Raw genomic sequence first — 26017 nt, forward strand, 5'->3', positions numbered from 1 at the left:
ATGGAAAATATTTTGGATCTGTGGAATAAAGCACTTCAAAAAATAGAGACAAAATTGAGCAAACCCAGTTTTGAGACATGGATGAAATCGACAAAAGCCCATTCTCTTCAGGGAGATACGCTTACAATTACGGCACCTAATGAATTTGCTAGAGATTGGCTTGAGTCAAGATATCTTCACTTAATTGCTGATACCATCTATGAACTAACAGGTGAAGAGCTCAGCATTAAATTTATTATTCCTCAAAATCAGGACGAAGAGGAAGCCATGCCAAAGTCTCCTATCAAAAAAATGTCTAAAGAAGAGCCCGTTGACATTCCACAAAATATGCTGAATCCAAAATATACATTTGATACTTTTGTTATTGGTTCAGGCAACCGTTTTGCTCATGCCGCTTCACTTGCAGTCGCGGAAGCACCAGCAAAAGCATATAACCCGCTTTTTATTTATGGGGGCGTTGGTTTAGGAAAGACTCACTTGATGCATGCGATTGGTCATTACGTGATCGACCATAATCCATCGGCCAAAGTGGTCTATCTATCATCTGAAAAATTTACTAATGAATTTATCAACTCAATTCGAGATAACAAAGCTGTCGACTTCCGTAACCGCTATCGGAATGTAGATGTGCTTTTGATAGATGATATTCAATTTCTAGCAGGAAAAGAACAAACACAAGAAGAGTTTTTCCATACATTCAACACACTTCACGAAGAAAGTAAGCAAATCGTCATTTCTAGTGACCGGCCTCCGAAGGAAATTCCGACACTTGAAGACAGATTACGCTCTCGATTTGAATGGGGCTTAATTACAGACATTACCCCGCCAGATCTAGAAACGCGCATCGCAATTCTGCGCAAAAAAGCAAAGGCAGAAGGCTTGGACATTCCAAATGAAGTCATGCTGTACATTGCCAATCAAATCGACAGCAACATTCGTGAGCTGGAGGGTGCTTTGATTCGTGTTGTTGCTTATTCATCTTTAATTAATAAAGACATTAATGCAGATCTAGCAGCTGAGGCGCTAAAGGACATCATTCCTTCATCAAAGCCTAAGGTCATTACAATTAAAGATATTCAAAGAATTGTAGGGCAGCAATTTAATATTCGATTAGAGGATTTCAAAGCAAAGAAACGTACGAAGTCAGTTGCTTATCCAAGACAAATTGCCATGTACCTCTCTAGAGAAATGACCGATTCCTCTCTGCCTAAAATCGGAGAAGAATTTGGCGGTCGTGATCATACGACTGTCATTCATGCTCATGAGAAGATTTCGAAATTAATTGTTGAAGATGAACAGCTTCAGCAGCATGTCAAAGAGATCAAAGAACAATTAAAATAACCAAGCTGATATAATGAGTACGGGAAAATGTGAATAACTAGAGCATAGTCATACACAGCCTGTCCACATGTGGATAGGCTGTCTTTCCTTTCTTTTTCATGACTTATCCACATATTCACAAGCCCTACTATTACTTCTACGATTTTTATTAATAAAATATATATACATGTCATTAAGAAAATTTAGGAGGACCACTATGAAATTCACGATTCAAAAAGATCGTCTTGTCCAAAGTGTCCAAGATGTATTAAAGGCCGTATCCTCTAGAACAACGATTCCTATTTTGACAGGGATTAAAATTGTTGCGTCTGATGAAGGGGTTTCTCTAACAGGAAGCGATTCTGATATCTCAATTGAATCTTTCATTCCTCAAAGAGATGGAGATTTAGAGGTTATCACCATTGATCGTCCGGGAAGTATTGTGCTTCAAGCCCGCTTCTTTAGTGAAATTGTAAAGAAACTGCCTATGTCTACTGTCGAAATTGAAGTAGAACAAAATCACCTGACGATCATCCGCTCTGGTTCAGCGGAATTTAACCTAAACGGTTTAGATGCTGAAGAATATCCGCATCTTCCACAAATTGAAGAGCATCATGCATTTCAAATTCCGACAGATCTGCTTAAAAACTTAATTCGTCAAACTGTTTTTGCAGTGTCCACCTCAGAAACACGACCTATCTTGACAGGTGTAAACTGGAAGGTGGAAAAAGGTGAATTAATATGCACGGCGACGGATAGCCACCGTCTTGCTTTAAGAAAAGCGAAGCTAGATATTAACGAGGAAAGTTCGTATAATGTCGTGATTCCAGGGAAGAGTTTAACAGAGCTAAGTAAAATTCTTGATGATGGACAAGATCTTGTGAGCATCGTCATTACAGAAACCCAAGTTCTTTTTAAAGCACAAAATGTGCTGTTCTTCTCAAGGTTGCTGGATGGAAATTATCCAGATACAGCTCGTCTGATCCCGCAAGAAAGTAAAACGGATGTCGTGGTCAACACGAAAGAGTTCCTTCAAGCCATTGATCGTGCATCACTTTTGGCAAGAGAAGGACGTAATAATGTCGTGAAACTGTCAGCTGATCCTGAACAAAGCCTTGAAATCTCTTCTAATTCACCTGAGATCGGTAAAGTGGTGGAGACGGTTCAAGCAGATGACATTAAAGGGGAAGATCTTAAAATCTCCTTCAGTCCAAAATATATGCTGGATGCGTTAAAAGTATTAGAGGGAACAGATATTCATGTAAGCTTCACTGGTGCAATGAGACCGTTCCTGCTGCGTACGCCGAATGATGATTCTATCTTGCAATTGATTCTTCCGGTAAGAACGTATTAATTCAAACTAAAATGGCTGCTGTGTGAGTGCACAGCAGCTTTTCTTCTCGTTTTCCATGCTTTCTTTCATCCCAGTTGGCTTTCCCCCTTTCCTTCTTGTCTTGTTTTTTAGTACAATTAGATATTAGTGATATTGAAAGAGGTCGATACAATGCCTAATCTTATAACCATTGAAACAGAAATGATTACATTAGGGCAGTTTTTGAAATTAGCCGAAGTCATCCAATCTGGCGGAATGGCGAAATGGTTTTTAAGTGAACATGAGGTGCTCATTAATCAAGAGCCAGATAATAGACGGGGACGCAAACTATACCCAGGAGATGTTGTCGAGATTGAAGGTTACGGCACATTTCAAGTTGTGAATTAGAAACGGGTGACAATACATGTACATTCAAAGTCTGGCGTTAACTTCATACCGAAACTATGAACACACCGAGCTTCAATTCGACAATAAGGTGAATGTTATGATCGGTGAGAATGCCCAAGGTAAAACGAACTTGATGGAAGCGATCTATGTATTGTCGATGGCAAAGTCTCATCGTACGTCAAATGATAAAGAACTTATCCGATGGGACCAAGACTATGCTAAAATAGAAGGTAGAGTCATTAAAAAAAATGGTCCACTCCCAATGCAGCTCGTGATCTCAAAAAAAGGGAAAAAGGGCAAGGTCAATCACATTGAACAACAGAAGCTCAGTCATTATGTTGGTGCATTAAACACCATCATGTTTGCGCCAGAGGACTTAAGTCTTGTGAAGGGCAGCCCGCAAATCCGCAGAAGATTCCTCGACATGGAGATTGGACAAGTTTCTGCTGTCTACTTGCATGATTTATCGCTCTATCAAAAAATCCTTTCTCAGCGGAATCATTACTTGAAACAATTGCAGACAAGAAAGCAATCGGATCAAGCGATGCTGGAGATTTTAACAGAGCAGTTGATTGATGCGGCAGCGAAAGTGGTCAAAAGACGACTGACTTTTACGAAACAGCTCGAAAAATGGGCGCAGCCGCTGCATTTTGGGATTTCTAGAGAGCTAGAAACACTCACGCTCCAATACCAGACGGCAATAGAGGTATCAGAAGCGTCAGACTTGTCGAAAATAAAGAATAGCTATGAAGAATCGTTTCAGAAACTAAGAGAGAGAGAAATAGACCGAGGGGTGACACTGTGGGGACCTCACAGAGATGACCTGCTTTTCTTTGTGAATGGCCGGGATGTTCAGACATATGGCTCTCAAGGGCAGCAAAGAACAACAGCTCTTTCACTAAAGCTGGCAGAAATTGATCTGATACATGAAGAAATCGGAGAATATCCTATTCTTCTACTTGATGATGTGTTATCTGAACTTGATGATTACAGACAGTCTCATTTGCTCCATACCATTCAGGGGCGAGTACAGACCTTCGTCACCACAACAAGTGTTGAAGGCATCGATCACGCCACCCTGAAAGAAGCGGAAATTTTCAGAGTAGCCAGTGGAAAAGTAATTGACTGATAAATGAGGTGTGAGTCTTGTATATTCATTTAGGTGATGATTGTGTTGTTTCTACACGAGAGATTGTCGCAATTGTTGATTACAAAATGAGGTCGTCTTCTGTTGTAGAAGAATTTCTACAAAAACAGGAGAAACATATCATTTCGTTATCACAAGGGACACCCAAATCCATTGTCGTCACAACTGAGTCTGTTTATTACTCTCCTCTTTCCTCAAGCACGCTCAAAAAACGTGCTTCGTTTGTGATTGAAATTGAAGTCTAAAAGCTCAATTCATATAAATATATCGTTTAAGAAAAGTGTAGGTGAATGTACGTGGCAATGGAACAGCAACATAATAGTTATGATGAAAATCAGATACAGGTGCTTGAAGGACTAGAAGCTGTTAGAAAACGTCCAGGAATGTACATTGGGTCAACCAATGCAAAAGGACTTCACCATCTTGTATGGGAAATTGTCGACAACAGTATTGATGAGGCATTAGCTGGTTATTGTACAGACATTACAGTGCAAATTGAAAAGGATAACAGCATTACAGTAAAAGATAATGGCCGCGGGATTCCTGTTGGAATTCATGAGAAAATGGGGCGTCCTGCCGTAGAGGTCATTATGACTGTTCTTCACGCTGGCGGTAAATTTGACGGCAGCGGTTATAAAGTATCTGGCGGTCTGCATGGTGTAGGGGCATCTGTTGTAAATGCATTATCTACTACCTTAGACGTGACCGTATACCGTGACGGAAAAATTCATTATCAGCAGTTCAAACGCGGTGTTCCAGTGGGAGATTTAGAGGTTATTGGTGAAACAGATGTAACCGGGACAACAACCCACTTTGTGCCAGATCCAGAAATTTTCACGGAAACCATTGAATTTGATTACGATACACTTGCTAACCGTGTTCGTGAGTTAGCTTTCTTAACAAAAGGTGTAAACATCATCATAGAAGACTTGCGTGAAGGCAAAGAGCGGAAAAATGAATACTGCTACGAAGGCGGTATTAAGAGCTATGTAGAACATTTAAACCGCTCAAAAGAAGTCGTTCATGAAGAACCTGTGTACATCGAAGGTGAGAAAGACGGAATTACGGTTGAAGTGGCATTACAATACAACGATTCCTATACAAGCAATATCTATTCCTTCGCCAACAACATCAACACGTATGAAGGCGGAACACATGAAGCTGGCTTTAAAACCGGTCTAACGCGTGTCATCAATGACTATGCTCGTAAAAATGGCGTATTCAAAGATGGGGATGCGAATTTAAGTGGTGAAGATGTGCGAGAAGGCTTAACAGCCATTATCTCGATCAAACATCCAGACCCTCAATTCGAAGGACAAACGAAGACAAAGCTTGGGAACTCAGAAGCGAGAACCATCACAGACTCCCTTTTCTCAGAAGCACTTGAGAAATTCTTGCTTGAAAATCCTGATTCTGCGAAAAAAATTGTGGAAAAAGGACTGATGGCAGCTCGTGCAAGAATGGCTGCCAAAAAGGCTCGTGAGCTGACAAGACGTAAAAGTGCGCTGGAAGTCTCCAGCTTACCTGGGAAACTGGCGGACTGTTCTTCTAAAGATCCTTCCATCTCTGAGCTCTATATTGTAGAGGGAGATTCTGCGGGCGGATCTGCTAAGCAAGGCCGTGATCGCCACTTCCAAGCGATCTTACCGTTAAGAGGGAAGATCCTAAACGTAGAAAAAGCTCGTTTAGATAAAATTTTATCGAACAACGAGGTTCGTGCAATGATTACAGCGTTAGGAACTGGAATCGGAGAAGACTTCACTTTAGAGAAAGCACGCTATCACAAAGTTGTGATCATGACAGATGCCGATGTAGATGGAGCGCATATCCGAACGCTTCTCTTAACATTCTTCTATCGTTACATGCGTCAAATCATTGAAAACGGTTATGTGTATATTGCACAGCCGCCTTTATATAAAGTGCAGCAAGGAAAACGTGTGGAGTACGTGTATAACGATAAACAGCTGGATGAGCTGTTAAAATCACTACCTCAATCACCAAAGCCTGGACTTCAGCGTTATAAAGGTCTTGGAGAGATGAATGCTACTCAGCTTTGGGAAACAACAATGGACCCTGATGCGAGAACACTTCTTCAAGTCACACTTGAGGATGCGATCGATGCTGATGAGACATTTGAAATGCTGATGGGAGATAAAGTAGAGCCGAGACGGAACTTTATCGAAGAAAATGCACAATACGTGAAAAACCTTGATATTTAGATGAATCCCTCCTGAGAACAACCTTATTTCTTGTTTGGAATAAGGTTGTTTTTCAAGAAACAGGGGTGTGAAACGAATGTCCTGGTTTTCCGTGTTTTCGTTGATTTTCTAGTAAATTAATGTGTATAAAGCCGAGATTATTGATATAATGAAGAATAGTCTTGTGAAGATAAATACATATTTTACTCCCACATAATTTATTTCATGTGATACGTAAAGGGAGGTTCTTATAGTGAGTGAACAACATACACCAAATGTACGCGAAGTGAATATTAGTCAAGAAATGCGTACGTCCTTTTTAGATTATGCAATGAGTGTTATTGTTTCGCGTGCATTACCAGATGTGCGAGATGGATTGAAGCCCGTGCATCGAAGAATTTTGTATGCGATGAATGACCTAGGTATGACAAGTGATAAACCATTTAAGAAATCTGCACGTATCGTTGGAGAAGTTATCGGTAAGTACCACCCTCACGGTGACAGCGCTGTATACGAAGCGATGGTTCGTATGGCGCAAGACTTCAACTATCGAAATATGCTAGTTGAAGGACACGGAAACTTTGGTTCTGTCGATGGAGACAGTGCAGCAGCAATGCGTTATACTGAGGCGCGTCTATCTAAAATTTCAATGGAAATCCTTCGTGATATCACCAAGGATACGATTGATTATCAAGATAACTACGATGGCAGTGAAAGAGAACCAATCGTCATGCCTGCTCGTTTCCCGAACTTATTAGTCAACGGGGCAACAGGTATCGCTGTAGGGATGGCAACCAACATTCCGCCTCACCAGCTAGGTGAAGTGATTGATGGTGTACTGGCAATTAGTCAAAGTCCAGAAATGACAACACAGGAACTAATGGAGATCATTCCAGGACCAGACTTCCCAACTGCGGGACAAATCATTGGCCGAAGCGGAATCCGTAAGGCATATGAAACAGGCCGGGGCTCTATTACATTACGTGCAAAGTCTATCATCGAAGAAACATCCAGCGGTAAGCAGCGGATTGTCATCAATGAAATTCCATATCAGGTCAACAAAGCCCGTTTGATCGAAAAAATCGCTGATCTTGTGCGCGATAAAAAGATCGATGGCATTACAGATCTGCGTGACGAGTCTGATCGTAATGGAATGCGGATTGTGATTGAACTGCGAAGAGACGCGAACGCCCACGTTCTATTAAACAATCTTTATAAACAAACGACACTCCAAACATCATTTGGAATCAACTTATTGGCACTTGTCGATGGACAGCCGAAAGTCTTGTCCCTCAAACAATGTCTTGAATATTATCTAGAGCATCAAAAAGTGATTATTCGCAGAAGAACAGCATATGAACTTCGTAAAGCTGAAGCAAGAGCTCATATTCTAGAAGGTTTAAGAATCGCTCTTGACCACTTAGATGAAGTCATTGCATTAATTAGAAGCTCTCAAACTGCTGAAATCGCGAGAAATGGCTTAATGGAGAACTATAGCTTGTCCGAAAAACAAGCACAGGCCATTCTTGATATGCGTCTTCAGCGCTTAACTGGTTTGGAAAGAGAAAAGATAGAAGAAGAATACAAAGGGCTTGTTGATTTGATTGCTGAGTTGAAAGCCATTTTAGCAGACAATGAAAAAGTTCTTGAAATCATTAGAGAAGAATTAACAGAAATCAAAGAACGTTTCAATGATACGCGCCGTACTGAAATTGTGACAGCAGGTATTGAAACAATTGAAGACGAAGATTTGATTCCTGTTGAGAACATCGTGATTACGCTGACTCATAATGGTTATATCAAGCGTCTGCCTGCATCAACATACCGCAGTCAAAAAAGAGGCGGTAAAGGTGTTCAGGGAATGGGAACCAATGAGGATGATTTCGTAGAACAGCTGATTTCAACATCTACCCATGATACGATCCTCTTCTTCTCTAATAAAGGGAAGGTTTATCGTGCGAAGGGATATGAGATTCCTGAATTCGGACGGACAGCGAAAGGGATTCCGATTATTAACCTGCTTGAAGTAGAAAAGGGAGAGTGGATTAATGCCATTATTCCGGTAAGCGAATTTGATGAAGATTCGTATCTCTTCTTTACAACAAGACATGGTGTATCAAAACGAACCTCATTGTCTCAGTTTGCCAACATTCGAAACAATGGACTTATCGCATTAAGTCTTCGTGACGAAGATGAACTGATGGCTGTCCGTTTAACCAATGGAGAAAAACAAATCATCATTGGTACGAAAAAAGGTATGCTGATTCGTTTCGACGAGACAGATGTTCGTGAAATGGGGCGTACGGCAGCTGGCGTGAAAGGAATTACGCTTTCTGAAGATGACATCGTCGTTGGGATGGAAATCCTTGAGCCAGATGCAAACGTATTGATTGTAACCGAAAAAGGATATGGTAAGTTAACACCTGAAAAAGAATACCGTGTTCAAAGTCGGGGCGGTAAAGGTCTTAAAACATGTAAAATCACTGACAACAATGGTCCGCTTGTCGCAGTGAAGGCGACGAATGCTGAAGCTGAAGAGGACTTGATGATTATTACAGGAAGCGGTGTGATCATTCGTATGGCCGTTTCAGACATTTCAACAACAGGTCGAGTCACTCAAGGTGTCCGTCTGATCCGTCTAGGTGATGATGAACATGTCGCTACAGTGGCATTAGTTGAACAATCACAAGAAGATGATGAAGAGAATAGTGAAGAAAACGTAGAAACTATAGAGTCAGATCAAGAGCAATCTGAGTAAAAATAAAGCCGGTTTTTCACCGGCTTTATTTTTTTCTAAAAAAACATGAGTTTTTTTGAAATTTATAATGCTTTTTTCATAGATATGTGTTAATCTTTCAAAGGAGCAAAAAGAGGCTCTATTTTTTATCTCTTTTACAGTGGAAACTTCTTAAAAAAATAAAATGTTTTTCAAGAAAAATGTTGACTGTTGATAGAGATATATGATATATTTAAGTGGTCGCTTTAAGAGAGTGACAAACAAGTTCTTTGAAAACTAAACAAGACAAAACGTACCTGTTAATTCGAGTTTTTATAAAAAAATCCTATGAAACTTCATAGGTAGTCAGTCAAACTGGCGAAAAGCAAAACTTCGGTTTTGTATTTTTTCGGAGAGTTTGATCCTGGCTCAGGACGAACGCTGGCGGCGTGCCTAATACATGCAAGTCGAGCGGACAGAAGGGAGCTTGCTCCCGGATGTTAGCGGCGGACGGGTGAGTAACACGTGGGTAACCTGCCTGTAAGACTGGGATAACTCCGGGAAACCGGAGCTAATACCGGATAGTTCCTTGAACCGCATGGTTCAAGGATGAAAGACGGTTTCGGCTGTCACTTACAGATGGACCCGCGGCGCATTAGCTAGTTGGTGGGGTAATGGCTCACCAAGGCGACGATGCGTAGCCGACCTGAGAGGGTGATCGGCCACACTGGGACTGAGACACGGCCCAGACTCCTACGGGAGGCAGCAGTAGGGAATCTTCCGCAATGGACGAAAGTCTGACGGAGCAACGCCGCGTGAGTGATGAAGGTTTTCGGATCGTAAAGCTCTGTTGTTAGGGAAGAACAAGTGCGAGAGTAACTGCTCGCACCTTGACGGTACCTAACCAGAAAGCCACGGCTAACTACGTGCCAGCAGCCGCGGTAATACGTAGGTGGCAAGCGTTGTCCGGAATTATTGGGCGTAAAGGGCTCGCAGGCGGTTTCTTAAGTCTGATGTGAAAGCCCCCGGCTCAACCGGGGAGGGTCATTGGAAACTGGGAAACTTGAGTGCAGAAGAGGAGAGTGGAATTCCACGTGTAGCGGTGAAATGCGTAGAGATGTGGAGGAACACCAGTGGCGAAGGCGACTCTCTGGTCTGTAACTGACGCTGAGGAGCGAAAGCGTGGGGAGCGAACAGGATTAGATACCCTGGTAGTCCACGCCGTAAACGATGAGTGCTAAGTGTTAGGGGGTTTCCGCCCCTTAGTGCTGCAGCTAACGCATTAAGCACTCCGCCTGGGGAGTACGGTCGCAAGACTGAAACTCAAAGGAATTGACGGGGGCCCGCACAAGCGGTGGAGCATGTGGTTTAATTCGAAGCAACGCGAAGAACCTTACCAGGTCTTGACATCCTCTGACAACCCTAGAGATAGGGCTTTCCCTTCGGGGACAGAGTGACAGGTGGTGCATGGTTGTCGTCAGCTCGTGTCGTGAGATGTTGGGTTAAGTCCCGCAACGAGCGCAACCCTTGATCTTAGTTGCCAGCATTCAGTTGGGCACTCTAAGGTGACTGCCGGTGACAAACCGGAGGAAGGTGGGGATGACGTCAAATCATCATGCCCCTTATGACCTGGGCTACACACGTGCTACAATGGACAGAACAAAGGGCTGCAAGACCGCAAGGTTTAGCCAATCCCATAAATCTGTTCTCAGTTCGGATCGCAGTCTGCAACTCGACTGCGTGAAGCTGGAATCGCTAGTAATCGCGGATCAGCATGCCGCGGTGAATACGTTCCCGGGCCTTGTACACACCGCCCGTCACACCACGAGAGTTTGCAACACCCGAAGTCGGTGAGGTAACCTTTATGGAGCCAGCCGCCGAAGGTGGGGCAGATGATTGGGGTGAAGTCGTAACAAGGTAGCCGTATCGGAAGGTGCGGCTGGATCACCTCCTTTCTAAGGATATATGGAGCAGCGTACGTTTTCGTCTTGTTTAGTTTTGAAGGAACTTGCAAAAGATCCTACAACATCATATCTTCGATATGAAAGATGGGCCTGTAGCTCAGCTGGTTAGAGCGCACGCCTGATAAGCGTGAGGTCGGTGGTTCGAGTCCACTCAGGCCCACCATCTTCTATTAAATCGGGGCCTTAGCTCAGCTGGGAGAGCGCCTGCCTTGCACGCAGGAGGTCAGCGGTTCGATCCCGCTAGGCTCCACCAACGTGTTCTTTGAAAACTAGATAACAATAAGTAATACATTCACATTGAATGCAATGCAAAGTTCATCACACATAGTGATTCTTTCTAAAGTAAGAAATGGTTAAGTTAGAAAGGGCGCACGGTGGATGCCTTGGCACTAGGAGCCGATGAAGGACGGGACGAACACCGATATGCTTCGGGGAGCTGTAAGCAAGCTTTGATCCGGAGATTTCCGAATGGGGAAACCCACTGCTCGTAATGGAGTAGTATCCATACTTGAATACATAGAGTATGAGAAGGCATACCCGGGGAACTGAAACATCTAAGTACCCGGAGGAAGAGAAAGCAAATGCGATTCCCTGAGTAGCGGCGAGCGAAACGGGAACAGCCCAAACCAAGAGGCTTGCCTCTTGGGGTTGTAGGACACTCTATACGGAGTTACAAAGGAATGATATAAGCGAAGAGGTCTGGAAAGGCCCGCCAAAGAAGGTAACAGCCCTGTAACTGAAATGTCGTTCTCTCCAGAGTGGATCCTGAGTACGGCGGAACACGTGAAATTCCGTCGGAATCCGGGAGGACCATCTCCCAAGGCTAAATACTCCCTAGTGACCGATAGTGAACCAGTACCGTGAGGGAAAGGTGAAAAGCACCCCGGAAGGGGAGTGAAATAGATCCTGAAACCGTGTGCCTACAAGTAGTCAGAGCCCGTTAACGGGTGATGGCGTGCCTTTTGTAGAATGAACCGGCGAGTTACGATCCCGTGCAAGGTTAAGCAGAAGATGCGGAGCCGCAGCGAAAGCGAGTCTGAATAGGGCGCATGAGTACGTGGTCGTAGACCCGAAACCAGGTGATCTACCCATGTCCAGGGTGAAGTTCAGGTAACACTGAATGGAGGCCCGAACCCACGCACGTTGAAAAGTGCGGGGATGAGGTGTGGGTAGGGGTGAAATGCCAATCGAACCTGGAGATAGCTGGTTCTCTCCGAAATAGCTTTAGGGCTAGCCTCAAGGTAAGAGTCTCGGAGGTAGAGCACTGATTGGACTAGGGGCCCCTACCGGGTTACCGAATTCAGTCAAACTCCGAATGCCGATGACTTATCCTTGGGAGTCAGACTGCGAGTGATAAGATCCGTAGTCGAAAGGGAAACAGCCCAGACCGCCAGCTAAGGTCCCAAAGTATACGTTAAGTGGAAAAGGATGTGGAGTTGCTTAGACAACCAGGATGTTGGCTTAGAAGCAGCCACCATTTAAAGAGTGCGTAATAGCTCACTGGTCGAGTGACTCTGCGCCGAAAATGTACCGGGGCTAAACGTATCACCGAAGCTGCGGACTGTTCTTACGAACAGTGGTAGGAGAGCGTTCTAAGGGCTGTGAAGCCAGACCGGAAGGACTGGTGGAGCGCTTAGAAGTGAGAATGCCGGTATGAGTAGCGAAAGACGGGTGAGAATCCCGTCCACCGAATGCCTAAGGTTTCCTGAGGAAGGCTCGTCCGCTCAGGGTTAGTCGGGACCTAAGCCGAGGCCGAAAGGCGTAGGCGATGGACAACAGGTTGATATTCCTGTACCACCTCCTCACCATTTGAGCAATGGGGGGACGCAGGAGGATAGGGTAAGCGCGGTATTGGATATCCGCGTCCAAGCAGTTAGGCTGGGAAATAGGCAAATCCGTTTCCCGTAAAGGCTGAGCTGTGATGGCGAGCGAAATTTAGTAGCGAAGTTCCTGATTCCACACTGCCAAGAAAAGCCTCTAGCGAGGTGAGAGGTGCCCGTACCGCAAACCGACACAGGTAGGCGAGGAGAGAATCCTAAGGTGATCGAGAGAACTCTCGTTAAGGAACTCGGCAAAATGACCCCGTAACTTCGGGAGAAGGGGTGCTTCTTAGGGTGTTAAAGCCCCGAGAAGCCGCAGTGAATAGGCCCAGGCGACTGTTTAGCAAAAACACAGGTCTCTGCGAAGCCGTAAGGCGAAGTATAGGGGCTGACGCCTGCCCGGTGCTGGAAGGTTAAGAGGAGCGCTTAGCGTAAGCGAAGGTGCGAATTGAAGCCCCAGTAAACGGCGGCCGTAACTATAACGGTCCTAAGGTAGCGAAATTCCTTGTCGGGTAAGTTCCGACCCGCACGAAAGGCGCAACGATCTGGGCACTGTCTCAACGAGAGACTCGGTGAAATTATAGTACCTGTGAAGATGCAGGTTACCCGCGACAGGACGGAAAGACCCCGTGGAGCTTTACTGCAGCCTGATATTGAATGTTGGTACAGCTTGTACAGGATAGGTAGGAGCCTTGGAAACCGGAGCGCTAGCTTCGGTGGAGGCATCGGTGGGATACTACCCTGGCTGTATTGACCTTCTAACCCGCTGCCCTTATCGGGCAGGGAGACAGTGTCAGGTGGGCAGTTTGACTGGGGCGGTCGCCTCCTAAAATGTAACGGAGGCGCCCAAAGGTTCCCTCAGAATGGTTGGAAATCATTCGCAGAGTGTAAAGGCACAAGGGAGCTTGACTGCGAGACCTACAAGTCGAGCAGGGACGAAAGTCGGGCTTAGTGATCCGGTGGTTCCGCATGGAAGGGCCATCGCTCAACGGATAAAAGCTACCCCGGGGATAACAGGCTTATCTCCCCCAAGAGTCCACATCGACGGGGAGGTTTGGCACCTCGATGTCGGCTCATCGCATCCTGGGGCTGTAGTCGGTCCCAAGGGTTGGGCTGTTCGCCCATTAAAGCGGTACGCGAGCTGGGTTCAGAACGTCGTGAGACAGTTCGGTCCCTATCCGTCGCGGGCGCAGGAAATTTGAGAGGAGCTGTCCTTAGTACGAGAGGACCGGGATGGACGCACCGCTGGTGTACCAGTTGTTCTGCCAAGGGCATCGCTGGGTAGCTATGTGCGGACGGGATAAGTGCTGAAAGCATCTAAGCATGAAGCCCCCCTCAAGATGAGATTTCCCATTCCGCAAGGAAGTAAGATCCCTGAAAGATGATCAGGTTGATAGGTCTGAGGTGGAAGCGTGGTGACACGTGGAGCTGACAGATACTAATAGATCGAGGACTTAACCTATATTCTAATGTGAAGCATGAACATTGTTATCTAGTTTTGAGAGAACATTCTCTCCATCAGGTTTGGTGGCGATAGCGAAGAGGTCACACCCGTTCCCATACCGAACACGGAAGTTAAGCTCTTCAGCGCCGATGGTAGTTGGGGGTTTCCCCCTGTGAGAGTAGGACGCCGCCAAGCTTCTATTAGGATCAGTTCCAGTCGGAACTGGTCTTTTTTGTTTTTTCTTCTAACAGCATCATGATGTATGCTGGGAACTTCTCTTCTGCAATCTCCATGTAGCGTTCAATCATGACGTAATCATCGCTAATGTATTGAGACAGCAGCTCGTACCACCATTCTGTTTCGTAGCGGGCAATCATACTAAGGTTATACATCAATAAGTAATGGCTGATGATTTCAGGAATCCCTAGAAAAGCATCTCGTGTTGAGGGTATAAACCATTGATCCATTTCTAAATCATAATGAAGATGAGTAGCAAGTGCTGGGTTTTCTTCAAGAAATACATCAAACGTCAGTTTTTTAGCCTCTCTCTGTTTGAGTTTCCAGCTTGTATGAAACTCAAAGTATTCAATAAAGCGTTCAGCAGACATGTTATAAAGTAATGGAATATGATCTTGAATCATCATTCCATTAGCCTTTTCTACTTTAACTAAAGTCGAGGGCTGCTTTTGAAACTCAAGAATATGACTCATTTCAGGTATTTTAGACAGGAGATGGATCATCGTAAATCGTTCATCTTCAAGACCATTTAATTGAAATAGATGCTTTAACACATGCATACATAGCCCATTTCTTTGGATTTTCACCTCATCTTCACTAAAACGGTAATGCTGTTTCTTTCTCTTTCTCGATGTTACGCCATGAGCTAAAACAGAGGTTTGAGAAGGATAATGGGGATCCACTGTCAGCAAACATGCTTTTAGCAGCTGTGCCATTCCATAAAACAATAAAATGGGTTTAAGTTCTAGAGGCGCGATCGCTGCCTGTTCATAGAACGTATGGCCATGTTTTAAAAAGTAAATAAATCGTTCACAGTTTTTATAGGCTTGCTGGTTTGCATCTTGAATGTTCCGTTTCTCATATTGTTGAAATAGAAACTTTTGGGAGGTTTCGAGCGAGTAAAAACGTTTTAAATCCTTCCATCCTGAACTTTTCATCTTCTTCCTCAACTCTCTTTATATTTTCTAAAAATTGCAACTGTTTGTTGCTTCCTTGACATGCTGTTTGCTAGTTGATAATCTACATATAATATTTTGCCGAAAAGAGGGGGATTTACTAATGTGGGAAAGTAAATTTTCAAAAGAAGGTTTGACGTTTGACGATGTTTTGCTTGTTCCAGCAAAGTCTGAAGTACTTCCGCGTGATGTCGATTTATCAGTGGAGCTAACAAGCACATTAAAGCTAAACATTCCAATTATCAGTGCGGGAATGGACACAGTGACGGAATCACAAATGGCGATTGCAATGGCACGTCAAGGTGGTCTTGGTATTATTCATAAGAACATGTCCATTGAACAGCAAGCAGAACAGGTGGATAAAGTAAAACGTTCAGAGCGCGGCGTTATTACAAATCCATTCTTCTTAACACCAGAGCATCAAGTATTTGATGCAGAGCATTTGATGGGTAAATACCGTATTTCAGGTGTACCGATTGTCAACAATGAACAAGACCAAAAGCTTGTTGGTATTATTACGAACCGTGACCTTCGTTTTATTTCGGATTATTCAATGAAGATTAGCGACGTGATGACAAAAGAGGAACTTGTGACAGCTTCTGTTGGTACAACATTAGAAGAAGCTGAAAAAATCCTACAGCAGTACAAGATTGAAAAATTACCTCTTTTAGATGACGAAGGAACGTTAAAAGGTCTTATCACAATCAAAGATATTGAAAAAGTGATTGAATTCCCTAACTCCTCTAAAGATGCACATGGCCGTTTAATTGTTGGTGCCGCTGTTGGTGTCACTGGCGATACAATGACACGTGTGAAAAAATTAGTCGAAGCCAATGTAGATGTCATTGTCATTGATACAGCACACGGTCATTCTCAAGGTGTTCTAAACACTGTATCGAAAATCCGTGAAACGTATCCTTCTCTTAACATCATTGCTGGTAATGTTGCAACAGCTGAAGCAACAAAAGCATTGTTTGAAGCAGGAGCAGATATTGTGAAAGTCGGTATCGGACCAGGATCTATTTGTACAACACGTGTTGTTGCAGGTGTCGGTGTACCACAAATCACAGCGATCTATGACTGTGCAACAGAAGCAAGAAAACATGGTAAAGCTATTATTGCAGATGGTGGAATTAAATATTCAGGTGATATCGTGAAAGCATTAGCATCTGGCGGACATGCTGTTATGCTGGGAAGCCTTCTAGCTGGTACATCTGAAAGCCCAGGAGAAACAGAAATTTTCCAAGGTAGACGTTTCAAAGTTTATCGTGGTATGGGTTCTGTCGCTGCAATGGAAAAAGGAAGTAAAGATCGTTACTTCCAAGAAGATAATAAAAAATTCGTTCCTGAAGGTATTGAAGGCCGTACACCATACAAAGGGCCAGTCGTTGATACAGTGTATCAACTAGTTGGCGGTATTCGTTCTGGTATGGGCTATTGTGGAACACAAGATTTACGCACTCTTAGAGAAGAAGCACAATTCATTCGTATGACGGGTGCAGGACTTCGTGAGAGTCATCCACATGATGTACAAATTACAAAAGAATCACCAAACTACACAATTTCTTGATAAATTGTGACAATCAAATTACATTTGACAGGGTCTATGACTCTGTCTATTTTTTTTGTCTTTATTGTGATAAAATTTATACTGTTGTGTTGAGATAAGCCCTTGTGGATTACATATATATGAAAAACGTCGAAAAAAGATGAATACGGAGGTATGACGATTGAACAGCAAGATGATGAAACAGCTTATGGTCTCTATCCTTGCATTGGCATTGATTGTTACAGCATTTACACCAATGTCCAAAGCAAAAGCTGCTGAAGATCCATTCAGTGTGAATGCGAAAGCAGCGATCCTTATTGAAGCTTCTACAGGTAAAATTCTTTATAGTAAAAACGCAGATCAAAGACTGCCTATTGCAAGTATGGCTAAAATGATGACAGAGTATCTATTACTAGAGGCGATTGCTGACGGCAAGGTGAAATGGGATCAAAAGTATACGCCAGATGATTATGTATACGAAATTTCTCAGGACCGCAGTTTATCTAACGTTCCTTTGAGAAAAGATGGCTCGTATACAGTAAAAGAACTTTATCAAGCAACGGCTATTTATTCAGCAAATGCAGCAGCGATTGGTTTAGCAGAAGTGATCGCTGGATCAGAATCGAAATTTGTTGAAAAAATGAACGCAAAAGCGAAAGAACTTGGTTTAACAAACTACAAATTCGTGAATGCAACTGGTCTAGAAAATAAAGACTTACATGGCCAACAGCCAAAAGGTACAGGTCCTGATGAAGAAAGTGAAGTATCTGCAAAAGATATGGCATTGCTAGCACAGCATCTCATCAAAGACCATCCAGAAATTCTTGAAACAGCAAGTATTGCGAAAACAAAGTTCAGAGAAGGCACTGACGATGAAATGGACATGCCTAACTGGAACTTCATGCTTAAAGGACTTGTGAAGGAATATAAAGGTGTAGATGGTCTGAAAACAGGATCTACAGATTCAGCAGGTTCTAGCTTCACAGGTACAGCAAAACAAGGTGACATGCGTGTCATCGCAGTTATCTTGAATGCAAAAGGTAATCTTCATACAGCACGTTTCGACGTGGCGAAAAAACTGTTCGACTATGCGTTTAAAAACTTCACGATGAAAGAAATGTACAAAAAAGGTCAACAAATTAAAGGACATGAAAACATCGAAGTGGATAAAGGCAAAGATAAAGAAGTACCTGTTGTGACGAAAGAAGCATTTTCTGTGCCAGTAAAAAATGGTGACGAAAAGAGCTATAAAGCAAAAGTAAATATCGAGAAAAAGAAACTAGAAGCGCCTATTAAAAAAGGAACGAAGGTTGGCATGCTGACGACTTCTTATTCTGGTGATGAGAAGGACTACGGTTATTTAAATAAAGACCAATCAGGTGTTGAGCTTGTGACGAAAACAAGCGATGAAAAAGCAAACTGGTTCATCCTTGCAATGCGTGGTGTAGGTGGATTCTTCGCTGGCATTTGGGGCGGAATCGTTGACACAGTAAAAGGCTGGTTCTAATAAAAAACTGCTCTCTATACACGAGAGCAGTTTTTTTATCGTTAAAAGAAGAGCGATTGCTTCTGATTTTGAGGAGTGGACAAGGCTTGCTGAAAAATACCACATAACTTTTCCACGCCCTCGGCCAGTGCTTTTTCATTCACATAAGAAAAGCTGAGGCGGATATAATTCTGTTTCGGCTCTCCAGGATAGCAGACAGAGCCAGGTAGAAAAGTAATTTGCTGCTTACGGGCCTCATGTAACAGTGCTCGTGTATCGACCCAGGAAGGAAAGCTGAGCCATAAATTGAGACCGCCCTGTGGAATTTGCCACGTTACATCTTTCGGTGCGTGCTTCGTTAACACATCCATCATCAAATCGCGTCTCACCTTCAAGGCGGTTCTTAGCTTCTTCGTATGATCAATCATTTTCTTCGATGTCAGAAACGGCAATATGGCCTTTTGTGTGAGGAGAGGGCTGCCTAAGTCATTATTGGCCTTTGCAGCTAATAAGCGGTTAAATATTGAGCCTGATGCGGTGATAATCCCTATTCTGCATCCTGGAGCCAGTGTTTTACTTAATCCTCGTAAATAAATGACGTGTCCATCATGGTCCAAGCTTTTAATAGGTGCTGGCGGCTTCTTTTCAAAATAAAGCTCACGATAAGGGTCATCTTCTACAATGAGACAATCAATGCTTTGAGCCAGTAAGAGAAGCTGTTTTCTACGCTTCATCGACATACTGGCTCCTGTTGGACTGTGGAAAGTAGGAATCGTATAGATCAGCTTCGGTTTATATTTATCACAAATGCTTTGAAGCTGCTTCATGTTCATTCCTTCATGATCGACAGGGACGGTAATGATTCTTGCTCCTCTGCCCATAAAGACATCAATGGCCCCAGGATAGGTCGGTGCTTCCATGACAACCACATCATCCGGACCAATAAACGTACGTGCCACCAAATCAAGCCCTTGCTGAGAACCACTTGTTACAAGGATATTTTCAGGTGTAGAGGGCACATCCAACTTTTCTAAAAAGGACTGAATGACTTGTCGCAGCTGAAGATCACCTTGTATTTCTCCATACTTCGACATGATTTGAGGATGTCTGGCTAGTACATGCTGCATTTCTTTTTCTAAATACCGGTTTGGCAAAAGCCCTGGATCGATCATAGAGGAAGAAAGGTTAATGGCTTCTTCGACATAGTGATACTGAGCGAATTGAGATCGTGGTAAATAATCTGGAATCGACAACTGCCAATCGAAAGAGGTAGATGATGGAACCGGGGTCTCTGTCTGCTCTTGCTGCTCATTCACAAAAGTTCCTTTACCTTGCACCGTCGTTAAGTATCCGTCGTCTTTTAATCGGGTGTATGCCTTAGCTGCCGTGACAAGACTCACATTGAGCTGTTTAGCTAAATCACGGACAGTTGGCAGCTTTTCTCCTTGCTGAAGCAAACCCGATTGAATGTGATCGATGATTGAAAAGTAAATTTGATTTGAAAGAGATGTATCAGAGTGTCGATGGATATCAATATGCATGAAACCCCTCCATTGAAAACAAAATTGTTATACATGATTTTTAATTGTTATAGTTGCATTATAACATGTAAATCTCACTTGATAGAGAAAATGACATGTTTTTAGCTGAAAACCCTTTATATACAAGGATTTATTCTTTTTTATCGGCTGATTGAATTGTTATACTATTCTCTTTATTGTTATACTTCCTCGCTTGTATGATAAAGATGTTGAATGAATCGAATAGACAAATGGGAGGAAACTATTGTGAGCAATAAGGGAACTGAACGAGTGAAACGTGGAATGGCAGAAATGCAAAAGGGCGGCGTCATTATGGATGTCGTCAATGCGGAGCAGGCAAAAATTGCAGAAGAAGCAGGTGCAGTGGCAGTCATGGCACTAGAACGAGTACCAGCTGATATCCGTGCTGCAGGCGGTGTTGCCCGTATGGCAGACCCAAGAATCGTAGAGGAAGTACAAAATGCAGTAACGATTCCAGTCATGGCAAAAGCACGTATCGGCCACATCGTCGAGGCTCGTGTTCTTGAAGCACTTGGTGTTGATTATATCGATGAGAGTGAAGTGCTGACGCCCGCAGATGAGGAATTCCATTTAAATAAAAATGAATACACAGTACCTTTTGTCTGTGGATGCCGCGATTTAGGTGAGGCAACCCGCCGTATCGCAGAAGGCGCTTCTATGCTTCGCACAAAAGGAGAACCTGGGACAGGCAACATCGTAGAAGCTGTTCGTCATATGAGAAAGGTCAATGCTCAGATTCGTAAAGTATCGGCTATGAGTGAAGATGAACTGATGACAGAAGCCAAGAATCTTGGCGCGCCTTATGAATTATTGCTGCAAATCAAAAGAGACGGCAAACTGCCAGTTGTGAACTTTGCAGCAGGAGGCGTTGCGACACCAGCAGATGCTGCATTAATGATGCAGCTAGGCGCAGACGGTGTATTTGTCGGATCTGGTATTTTCAAATCAGACAATCCAGCTAAATTTGCAAAAGCAATTGTTGAAGCAACGACTCATTACACTGATTACCGTCTCATTGCAGAACTTTCAAAAGAGCTTGGAACAGCTATGAAAGGAATTGAAATTTCAAATCTACTGCCAGAAGAACGTATGCAAGAGCGTGGCTGGTAATTAAGGGAGCGCAAACGAACATGCTGACAATTGGTGTACTAGGGCTTCAAGGAGCGGTGAGAGAGCATATTCAATCGATTGAAGCCTGCGGCGCAGAAGGAAAGATCATCAAACGTGTAGAAGAGCTAAAATCCGTTGACGGTTTGATTATCCCTGGTGGAGAAAGTACGACGATGAGAAGACTCATGGATACGTACCAATTCAATGACCCGATCAAAGCGTTCGCTGCTCAAGGGAAACCGATTTTCGGGACATGTGCCGGTTTGATTATGCTGGCAAAGCATATCGAAGATCGAGAAGATGCTCATCTTGGACTGTTAAATGTATCTGTTGCACGGAATTCTTTTGGCAGACAGGTAGACAGCTTTGAAGCAGATTTAGAAGTAAAAGGACTGGATGCGCCGTTTACAGGGGTATTCATCCGTGCGCCTCATATCATCAGCGCAGATGATGACGTAGAAATCATGGCTGAATATGATGGCAGGATTGTGATGGCGAAAGAAAACAATATCTTAGGCTGCTCTTTTCATCCAGAGCTGACAGACGATCACCGGTTAACACAGCTGTTTGTAGACATGGTGAAGTCCTACAAAACGAAGCTTGCTGTATAAAACGGTTGAAAAGAGATAAAACTTATAGTACATTAAAATCACAATCAAAGATCGAAAAAGCGTTGACGGGAAATAGTAAGAAGCCCCTCTTTCTCAGAGAGCCGATGGTTGGTGAGAATCGGTGAAAGATGCATTCTGAATCCATCCTTGAGCGAAATGCTGAAACTAGAGAAGTAAGCATTTACGGTGATACCGTTACAGAGGAAAGAGGAAAGCATGTCTTTGCATGTTTTCAATCAGGGTGGCAACGCGAGAGCTCTCGTCCCTTTCATGGGATGAGGGCTCTTTTTATTTTTCGATAAAAAAAGGAGTGTTACACATGCTGGATATTAAACAACTGCGCACGGACTTTGATCAAATCAAAGAAAAATTAGCACACCGAGGCGAAGATTTAGCGGATTTTGATAAGTTTGGTGAGCTAGATCAAAAAAGAAGAGAATTAATCGGGAAAACAGAAGAATTAAAGAGCCGAAGAAATGAAGTATCACAGCAAGTGGCCGTTCTAAAAAGAGAAAAGAAAGACGCCGATCACATTATTCAAGAAATGCGTGAGGTAGGAGATGAGATCAAGAAGCTGGATGATGAGCTAAGAACAGTAGAAGAAAGCCTGCAGCACATCCTGTTCTCAATTCCAAATATCCCCCATGACTCTGTACCAGTTGGTGAAACAGAAGACGACAACGTGGAAGTGAGAAAATGGGGCGAACAGCCAGCCTTCTCATTTGAACCAAAACCACATTGGGACGTAGCTGATGAGCTAAAAATCCTTGATTTTGAACGTGCAGGAAAAGTGACAGGAAGCCGTTTCGTTTTTTATAAAGGGCTTGGCGCACGCTTAGAACGCGCATTGTATAACTTTATGCTTGATTTACATGTGGATGAGTTTGGTTTTACTGAAGTGCTTCCACCTTATATGGTCAACAGAGCGAGCATGACAGGAACTGGTCAGCTTCCAAAGTTCGAAGAGGATGCCTTTAAAATACGTGAAGAAGATTACTTCCTCATTCCAACAGCTGAAGTGCCAATTACGAACATGCATCGTGACGAAATTCTCGAAGGTGAGCAGCTGCCAATCAACTATGCAGCATTCAGTGCTTGCTTTAGATCAGAAGCAGGATCTGCCGGAAGAGATACACGTGGACTCATCCGTCAGCATCAATTTAACAAGGTAGAGCTTGTTAAATTTGTCAGACCAGAAGATTCTTATGAAGAATTAGAGAAACTAACAAATCAAGCAGAAAAAGTTCTTCAGCTATTGAACCTGCCATACCGTGTCATGAGCATGTGTACGGGAGATTTAGGATTCACAGCTGCGAAGAAATACGACATCGAAGTGTGGATTCCGAGCCAGAATACGTACCGTGAAATTTCTTCTTGCAGTAACTTCGAAGCATTCCAAGCAAGACGTGCAAACATTCGTTTCCGTCCAGAACCTAAAGCGAAGCCAGAACATGTCCACACATTAAATGGATCTGGATTAGCGGTAGGAAGAACCGTAGCGGCTATTTTAGAAAACTATCAACAAGAGGACGGCACAGTGATCATTCCTGAAGTACTGCGTCCTTATATGGGAAATAAAGAAGTGATGAAATAAGATGCCGTCAAGGCATCTTTTTCTTTTTACCAAAAGTCCTACAGTTTTCCTGAATTTAGCCGATAAAAAAATTAAAAGCTTCTAGGAAAGAAGGAATAACCGTGAATAGGCTTGACTATTATGTTGAAATGGCTCATTTACTTAGAAAGGTACTAGATGAAAGTATTCTTTTCGGCATCACAGATACAGAGAAGATACTTTGTTATTACCCGTCTAACACAATAGATTTTGGTATGAAAGTTGGAGACCCATTGAACCCAGAAGACCAAAATGTGGCGACGACATTAAGAGGACAAGAATATGACGGTCATTTACCAGAGCATTTATATGGTTATGAAATTGCTGTAAAAGGTTACCCGATTTTTGATGAAGATAGAAAAGTAATCGGCTCTTTTTTAGTGGCATTTTCACATCATCGCGAAAAGAAATTAAGCGGTTATATGGAGCAAATCAATAAAGTAGCGAAAGAACTCCAAGGTGGAATTGAGCAAATTGCTGCACATTCACAAGAACTGGCTGCCACAAGTTTAGAAATAAGCGAACAGGCAGGAAGAGCGGAAGAGAAATCTGCGAATATTGAAGAAGTCGTCAAAACCATTGGCGGAATTGCTAGACAAACAAATCTGCTTGGTTTAAATGCTGCAATTGAAGCCGCAAGAGCAGGTGAGAACGGAAAAGGGTTTGCTGTCGTTGCTGATGAAGTTCGCAAATTATCAGATGGCTCGAAGGAAGCGGCTGAAACCATTAATACATTTTTAAAAGAAATCCAAGACAGCATTGGCACTTTGTCTGAAAACATCTCACAAATCAGCAGCTCAACAAATGAACAAGCCAAACAAGTGACAGACTTTACGAAGATTATCGAGTCATTAAATGAGTTTAAAGTAGAGATGAATCAGTTTATTGAAGAAATTAGACAGGATACGAAATAGATCAAGAGCAGCCGTCAATGGCTGCTTTTTTATAGGCAAACATCATGCAAAAATCACATATTGAAATTTTTTTACGAAAAGGTGTTGACTTCAAATAAAATGATATGGTATATTAATTCTTGTCGATACGGAGGAATACCCAAGTCCGGCTGAAGGGATCGGTCTTGAAAACCGACAGGGGTGTCAAAGCCCGCGGGGGTTCGAATCCCTCTTCCTCCGCCATATTGATTTTTTACCTTAGTTGAATTGAACGCAAGCATAAAAATTGGAAATTGTCAAACCGCTGCATTTCGCGAATGCAGCGGTTTTTTTTATTTTGTTTTATTGCGATTTTTTTGAATAACAGAAGCTATTTCATGAAGAATGGGATCAAGTGAGCTTTCATCATGAAGTAAGTCGTAATCTTCAATATTAATTTTAATCACTGGGCATAAATCAAATTGTTCGATCCATTCCGTGTATCGAGTGTACATTTCTTCCCAATAAGCCCGGTCAGTTTGAGTTTCCATCTCTCTGCCGCGTTCTTCAATACGATGTAAAATATGATCTAAATCTCCGTGTAGATAGATGAGGACATCAGGGTGAGGGAAGTAAGGTGTCATCACCATCGCCTCAAATAGGCTTGTATACGTTTCATAATCGACCTCAGACATCGTACCTTTGTCCGCATGCATTTTTGCAAAAATGCCAGTGTCCTCATAAATGGAACGATCTTGTACATATCCTCCGCCAGATTCAAAAATCCGCTTTTGCTCCTTAAAACGCTCAGCTAGGAAATAGACCTGTAAGTGGAAGCTCCATCTTTGGAAATCTGAATAAAAAGGCTCTAAATATGGGTTATCATCTACTTTTTCAAGAGAGGTTTGAAACCCTAGCTTGTCCGCTATTGTTTTGGTCATAGTTGATTTGCCGACACCAACAGTCCCGGCAATTGTGATGACTGCGTCCTTTGGTATTTTGATATTGTTCATAGCACTTGCTCCTTTATGTTCTGTACAATTTGCTGGTAATCTTGCTGTGAGGAAACGAAGTCTGTATGATCTCCTTCAATTGTAATGATGGGAAGCCCTGGCTCAGTCTGTTTTAAATGTTCAATGGCCAGCTCGTAATCTTCAATGAGTGTTTTTAAATAAGCTGGGTCAATGTCTTCTTCAAAAGAGCGTCCTCTCATCTGTATTCTTTCAAGTAAGGTGGGAAGGCTGGCTTTTATATAGATCATGGCATTTGGTTTAGGAAGATCATCTGTTAGCAGGTGATAGATCTTTCTGTATTTATCCATGTGCTTTTTTGATAATGTTCTTTCTGCAAATATCATATTTTTATAGACGTGATAATCAGTGACAACCGGCTGCTGTTTATTCACATAGTTTTCTTCAATTGATTCTAACTGTTTGAACCGATTGCATAAAAAGAACATCTCAAGCTGAAAGCTCCATTGTTCCATATCTTCATAAAATTTATCTAAGAATGGATTTTCTTCTACAATCTCTTTTACTAAAGGAAATTGAAATTCCTTCGCAAGCATTGTAGCCAAAGTTGTTTTTCCGGCTCCAATTGGGCCTTCCACTGCAATAAAAGGGGCAGGATACATAGGCGTTCTCCTCTATCTATAAAGTTAAAGTTGTCAAACCAATATATATTGTACCATACC

The 26017-nt window shown here is 42.9% G+C and carries 17 protein-coding genes, 3 tRNA genes, 3 rRNA genes and 1 other annotated feature; of the genes, 19 read left to right on the top strand and 4 right to left on the bottom strand.

The window, feature by feature from the left end:
* The 12 genes from dnaA to rrf all read left to right on the top strand — a co-directional run bounded on the left by dnaA (position 1) and on the right by rrf (position 14524).
* On the top strand, positions 1-1341 hold the full coding sequence (dnaA, locus tag MHB41_RS00005; protein WP_024424073.1) for a chromosomal replication initiator protein DnaA: 1341 nt from the start codon (positions 1-3) through the stop codon (positions 1339-1341).
* 196 nt (positions 1342-1537) lie between these two features.
* The gene (gene dnaN / locus MHB41_RS00010) at positions 1538-2674 is read left to right on the top strand and encodes a DNA polymerase III subunit beta (RefSeq protein WP_024424074.1); all 1137 of its coding nucleotides are present in this window, start codon (positions 1538-1540) and stop codon (positions 2672-2674) included.
* A 150-nt stretch (positions 2675-2824) separates the two neighbouring features.
* Positions 2825-3040, top strand: coding sequence for a S4 domain-containing protein YaaA (gene yaaA, locus MHB41_RS00015; protein WP_144496518.1), 216 nt, complete (start codon positions 2825-2827; stop codon positions 3038-3040).
* Positions 3041-3056: 16 nt separating this feature from the next.
* Entirely contained in the window at positions 3057-4169 is a 1113-nt protein-coding gene (gene recF, locus MHB41_RS00020) for a DNA replication/repair protein RecF (RefSeq protein ID WP_041105878.1), read from the top strand.
* Between the two features lie 17 nt (positions 4170-4186).
* Positions 4187-4432 carry an extracellular matrix/biofilm biosynthesis regulator RemA family protein gene (locus MHB41_RS00025; protein WP_034283648.1) on the top strand — a complete coding sequence of 82 codons (246 nt, stop codon included), beginning with the start codon at positions 4187-4189 and terminating at the stop codon, positions 4430-4432.
* 57 nt (positions 4433-4489) lie between these two features.
* A complete protein-coding gene (gene gyrB, locus MHB41_RS00030) occupies positions 4490-6406 on the top strand; it encodes a DNA topoisomerase (ATP-hydrolyzing) subunit B (RefSeq protein WP_217008753.1) in 1917 nt (638 codons plus the stop codon).
* A gap of 232 nt (positions 6407-6638) precedes the next feature.
* A complete protein-coding gene (gene gyrA, locus MHB41_RS00035) occupies positions 6639-9143 on the top strand; it encodes a DNA gyrase subunit A (RefSeq protein ID WP_034283649.1) in 2505 nt (834 codons plus the stop codon).
* Between the two features lie 364 nt (positions 9144-9507).
* A 16S ribosomal RNA gene (locus MHB41_RS00040) occupies positions 9508-11056 on the top strand.
* A 95-nt stretch (positions 11057-11151) separates the two neighbouring features.
* Positions 11152-11228 (top strand) — tRNA-Ile (locus tag MHB41_RS00045).
* Positions 11229-11242: 14 nt separating this feature from the next.
* Positions 11243-11318 (top strand) — tRNA-Ala (locus MHB41_RS00050).
* A gap of 98 nt (positions 11319-11416) precedes the next feature.
* Positions 11417-14347: ribosomal RNA gene (locus MHB41_RS00055) — 23S ribosomal RNA — on the top strand.
* A 61-nt stretch (positions 14348-14408) separates the two neighbouring features.
* Positions 14409-14524 (top strand): 5S ribosomal RNA (rrf, locus tag MHB41_RS00060).
* Together the 16S, 23S and 5S rRNA genes with 2 tRNA genes alongside form the textbook arrangement of a ribosomal RNA operon.
* Before the next feature lie 11 nt (positions 14525-14535).
* Here the strand turns inward: rrf and MHB41_RS00065 are convergent.
* Positions 14536-15504 carry a YaaC family protein gene (locus tag MHB41_RS00065; RefSeq protein ID WP_024426750.1) on the bottom strand — a complete coding sequence of 323 codons (969 nt, stop codon included), beginning with the start codon at positions 15502-15504 and terminating at the stop codon, positions 14536-14538.
* Between the two features lie 121 nt (positions 15505-15625).
* On the opposite strand from MHB41_RS00065, the gene guaB reads away from it, so the two are divergent.
* A complete protein-coding gene (gene guaB, locus MHB41_RS00070) occupies positions 15626-17092 on the top strand; it encodes an IMP dehydrogenase (RefSeq protein WP_024426749.1) in 1467 nt (488 codons plus the stop codon).
* A 160-nt stretch (positions 17093-17252) separates the two neighbouring features.
* Complete coding sequence (locus MHB41_RS00075) at positions 17253-18578, top strand: D-alanyl-D-alanine carboxypeptidase family protein (protein ID WP_217008959.1); 1326 nt, start codon at positions 17253-17255, stop codon at positions 18576-18578.
* Positions 18579-18619: 41 nt separating this feature from the next.
* Here MHB41_RS00075 and MHB41_RS00080 read toward each other — a convergent pair whose 3' ends face one another.
* Entirely contained in the window at positions 18620-20098 is a 1479-nt protein-coding gene (locus tag MHB41_RS00080) for a PLP-dependent aminotransferase family protein (RefSeq protein WP_041115180.1), read from the bottom strand.
* A gap of 246 nt (positions 20099-20344) precedes the next feature.
* Between MHB41_RS00080 and pdxS the strand changes: the two genes are divergently transcribed.
* The 5 genes from pdxS to MHB41_RS00105 all read left to right on the top strand — a co-directional run bounded on the left by pdxS (position 20345) and on the right by MHB41_RS00105 (position 24588).
* A complete protein-coding gene (pdxS, locus tag MHB41_RS00085; protein ID WP_039175840.1) occupies positions 20345-21229 on the top strand; it encodes a pyridoxal 5'-phosphate synthase lyase subunit PdxS in 885 nt (294 codons plus the stop codon).
* Positions 21230-21249: 20 nt separating this feature from the next.
* Positions 21250-21840, top strand: coding sequence for a pyridoxal 5'-phosphate synthase glutaminase subunit PdxT (gene pdxT, locus MHB41_RS00090; RefSeq protein ID WP_034284269.1), 591 nt, complete (start codon positions 21250-21252; stop codon positions 21838-21840).
* Positions 21841-21893: 53 nt separating this feature from the next.
* Positions 21894-22110 (top strand) — a binding site (T-box leader).
* A 49-nt stretch (positions 22111-22159) separates the two neighbouring features.
* Positions 22160-23434 (top strand): serine--tRNA ligase, encoded by a 1275-nt coding sequence (gene serS / locus MHB41_RS00095; RefSeq protein ID WP_024426746.1) that lies wholly within the window; start codon positions 22160-22162, stop codon positions 23432-23434.
* 101 nt (positions 23435-23535) lie between these two features.
* Entirely contained in the window at positions 23536-24366 is an 831-nt protein-coding gene (locus MHB41_RS00100) for a methyl-accepting chemotaxis protein (RefSeq protein ID WP_024425758.1), read from the top strand.
* A gap of 129 nt (positions 24367-24495) precedes the next feature.
* Positions 24496-24588: transfer RNA gene (locus tag MHB41_RS00105), tRNA-Ser, on the top strand.
* A gap of 89 nt (positions 24589-24677) precedes the next feature.
* Here MHB41_RS00105 and MHB41_RS00110 read toward each other — a convergent pair.
* Together MHB41_RS00110 and MHB41_RS00115 are read right to left on the bottom strand one after the other, a co-directional pair.
* Positions 24678-25337, bottom strand: coding sequence for a deoxynucleoside kinase (locus tag MHB41_RS00110; RefSeq protein WP_034284267.1), 660 nt, complete (start codon positions 25335-25337; stop codon positions 24678-24680).
* Entirely contained in the window at positions 25334-25957 is a 624-nt protein-coding gene (locus tag MHB41_RS00115; RefSeq protein ID WP_024425759.1) for a deoxynucleoside kinase, read from the bottom strand. The genes MHB41_RS00110 and MHB41_RS00115 overlap by 4 nt, the downstream gene beginning before the upstream one ends.
* Positions 25958-26017 lie beyond the last annotated feature (60 nt).

The organism is Bacillus sp. FSL H7-0578 (assembly GCF_038630855.1).
Taxonomy (GTDB): Bacteria; Bacillota; Bacilli; order Bacillales; family Bacillaceae; genus Bacillus; species Bacillus safensis.

What these genes read in the sequence shown, in the direction of transcription:
- dnaA (WP_024424073.1), top strand. Translation starts at nt 1, where the DNA reads ATGGAAAATATTTTGGATCTGTGGAATAAAGCACTTCAAAAAATAGAG.
- dnaN (WP_024424074.1), top strand. Translation starts at nt 1,538, where the DNA reads ATGAAATTCACGATTCAAAAAGATCGTCTTGTCCAAAGTGTCCAAGAT.
- yaaA (WP_144496518.1), top strand. Translation starts at nt 2,825, where the DNA reads ATGCCTAATCTTATAACCATTGAAACAGAAATGATTACATTAGGGCAG.
- recF (WP_041105878.1), top strand. Translation starts at nt 3,057, where the DNA reads ATGTACATTCAAAGTCTGGCGTTAACTTCATACCGAAACTATGAACAC.
- gyrB (WP_217008753.1), top strand. Translation starts at nt 4,490, where the DNA reads ATGGAACAGCAACATAATAGTTATGATGAAAATCAGATACAGGTGCTT.
- MHB41_RS00065 (WP_024426750.1), bottom strand. Translation starts at nt 15,504, where the DNA reads ATGAAAAGTTCAGGATGGAAGGATTTAAAACGTTTTTACTCGCTCGAA.
- guaB (WP_024426749.1), top strand. Translation starts at nt 15,626, where the DNA reads ATGTGGGAAAGTAAATTTTCAAAAGAAGGTTTGACGTTTGACGATGTT.
- MHB41_RS00080 (WP_041115180.1), bottom strand. Translation starts at nt 20,098, where the DNA reads ATGCATATTGATATCCATCGACACTCTGATACATCTCTTTCAAATCAA.
- pdxT (WP_034284269.1), top strand. Translation starts at nt 21,250, where the DNA reads ATGCTGACAATTGGTGTACTAGGGCTTCAAGGAGCGGTGAGAGAGCAT.
- serS (WP_024426746.1), top strand. Translation starts at nt 22,160, where the DNA reads ATGCTGGATATTAAACAACTGCGCACGGACTTTGATCAAATCAAAGAA.
- MHB41_RS00110 (WP_034284267.1), bottom strand. Translation starts at nt 25,337, where the DNA reads ATGAACAATATCAAAATACCAAAGGACGCAGTCATCACAATTGCCGGG.
- MHB41_RS00115 (WP_024425759.1), bottom strand. Translation starts at nt 25,957, where the DNA reads ATGTATCCTGCCCCTTTTATTGCAGTGGAAGGCCCAATTGGAGCCGGA.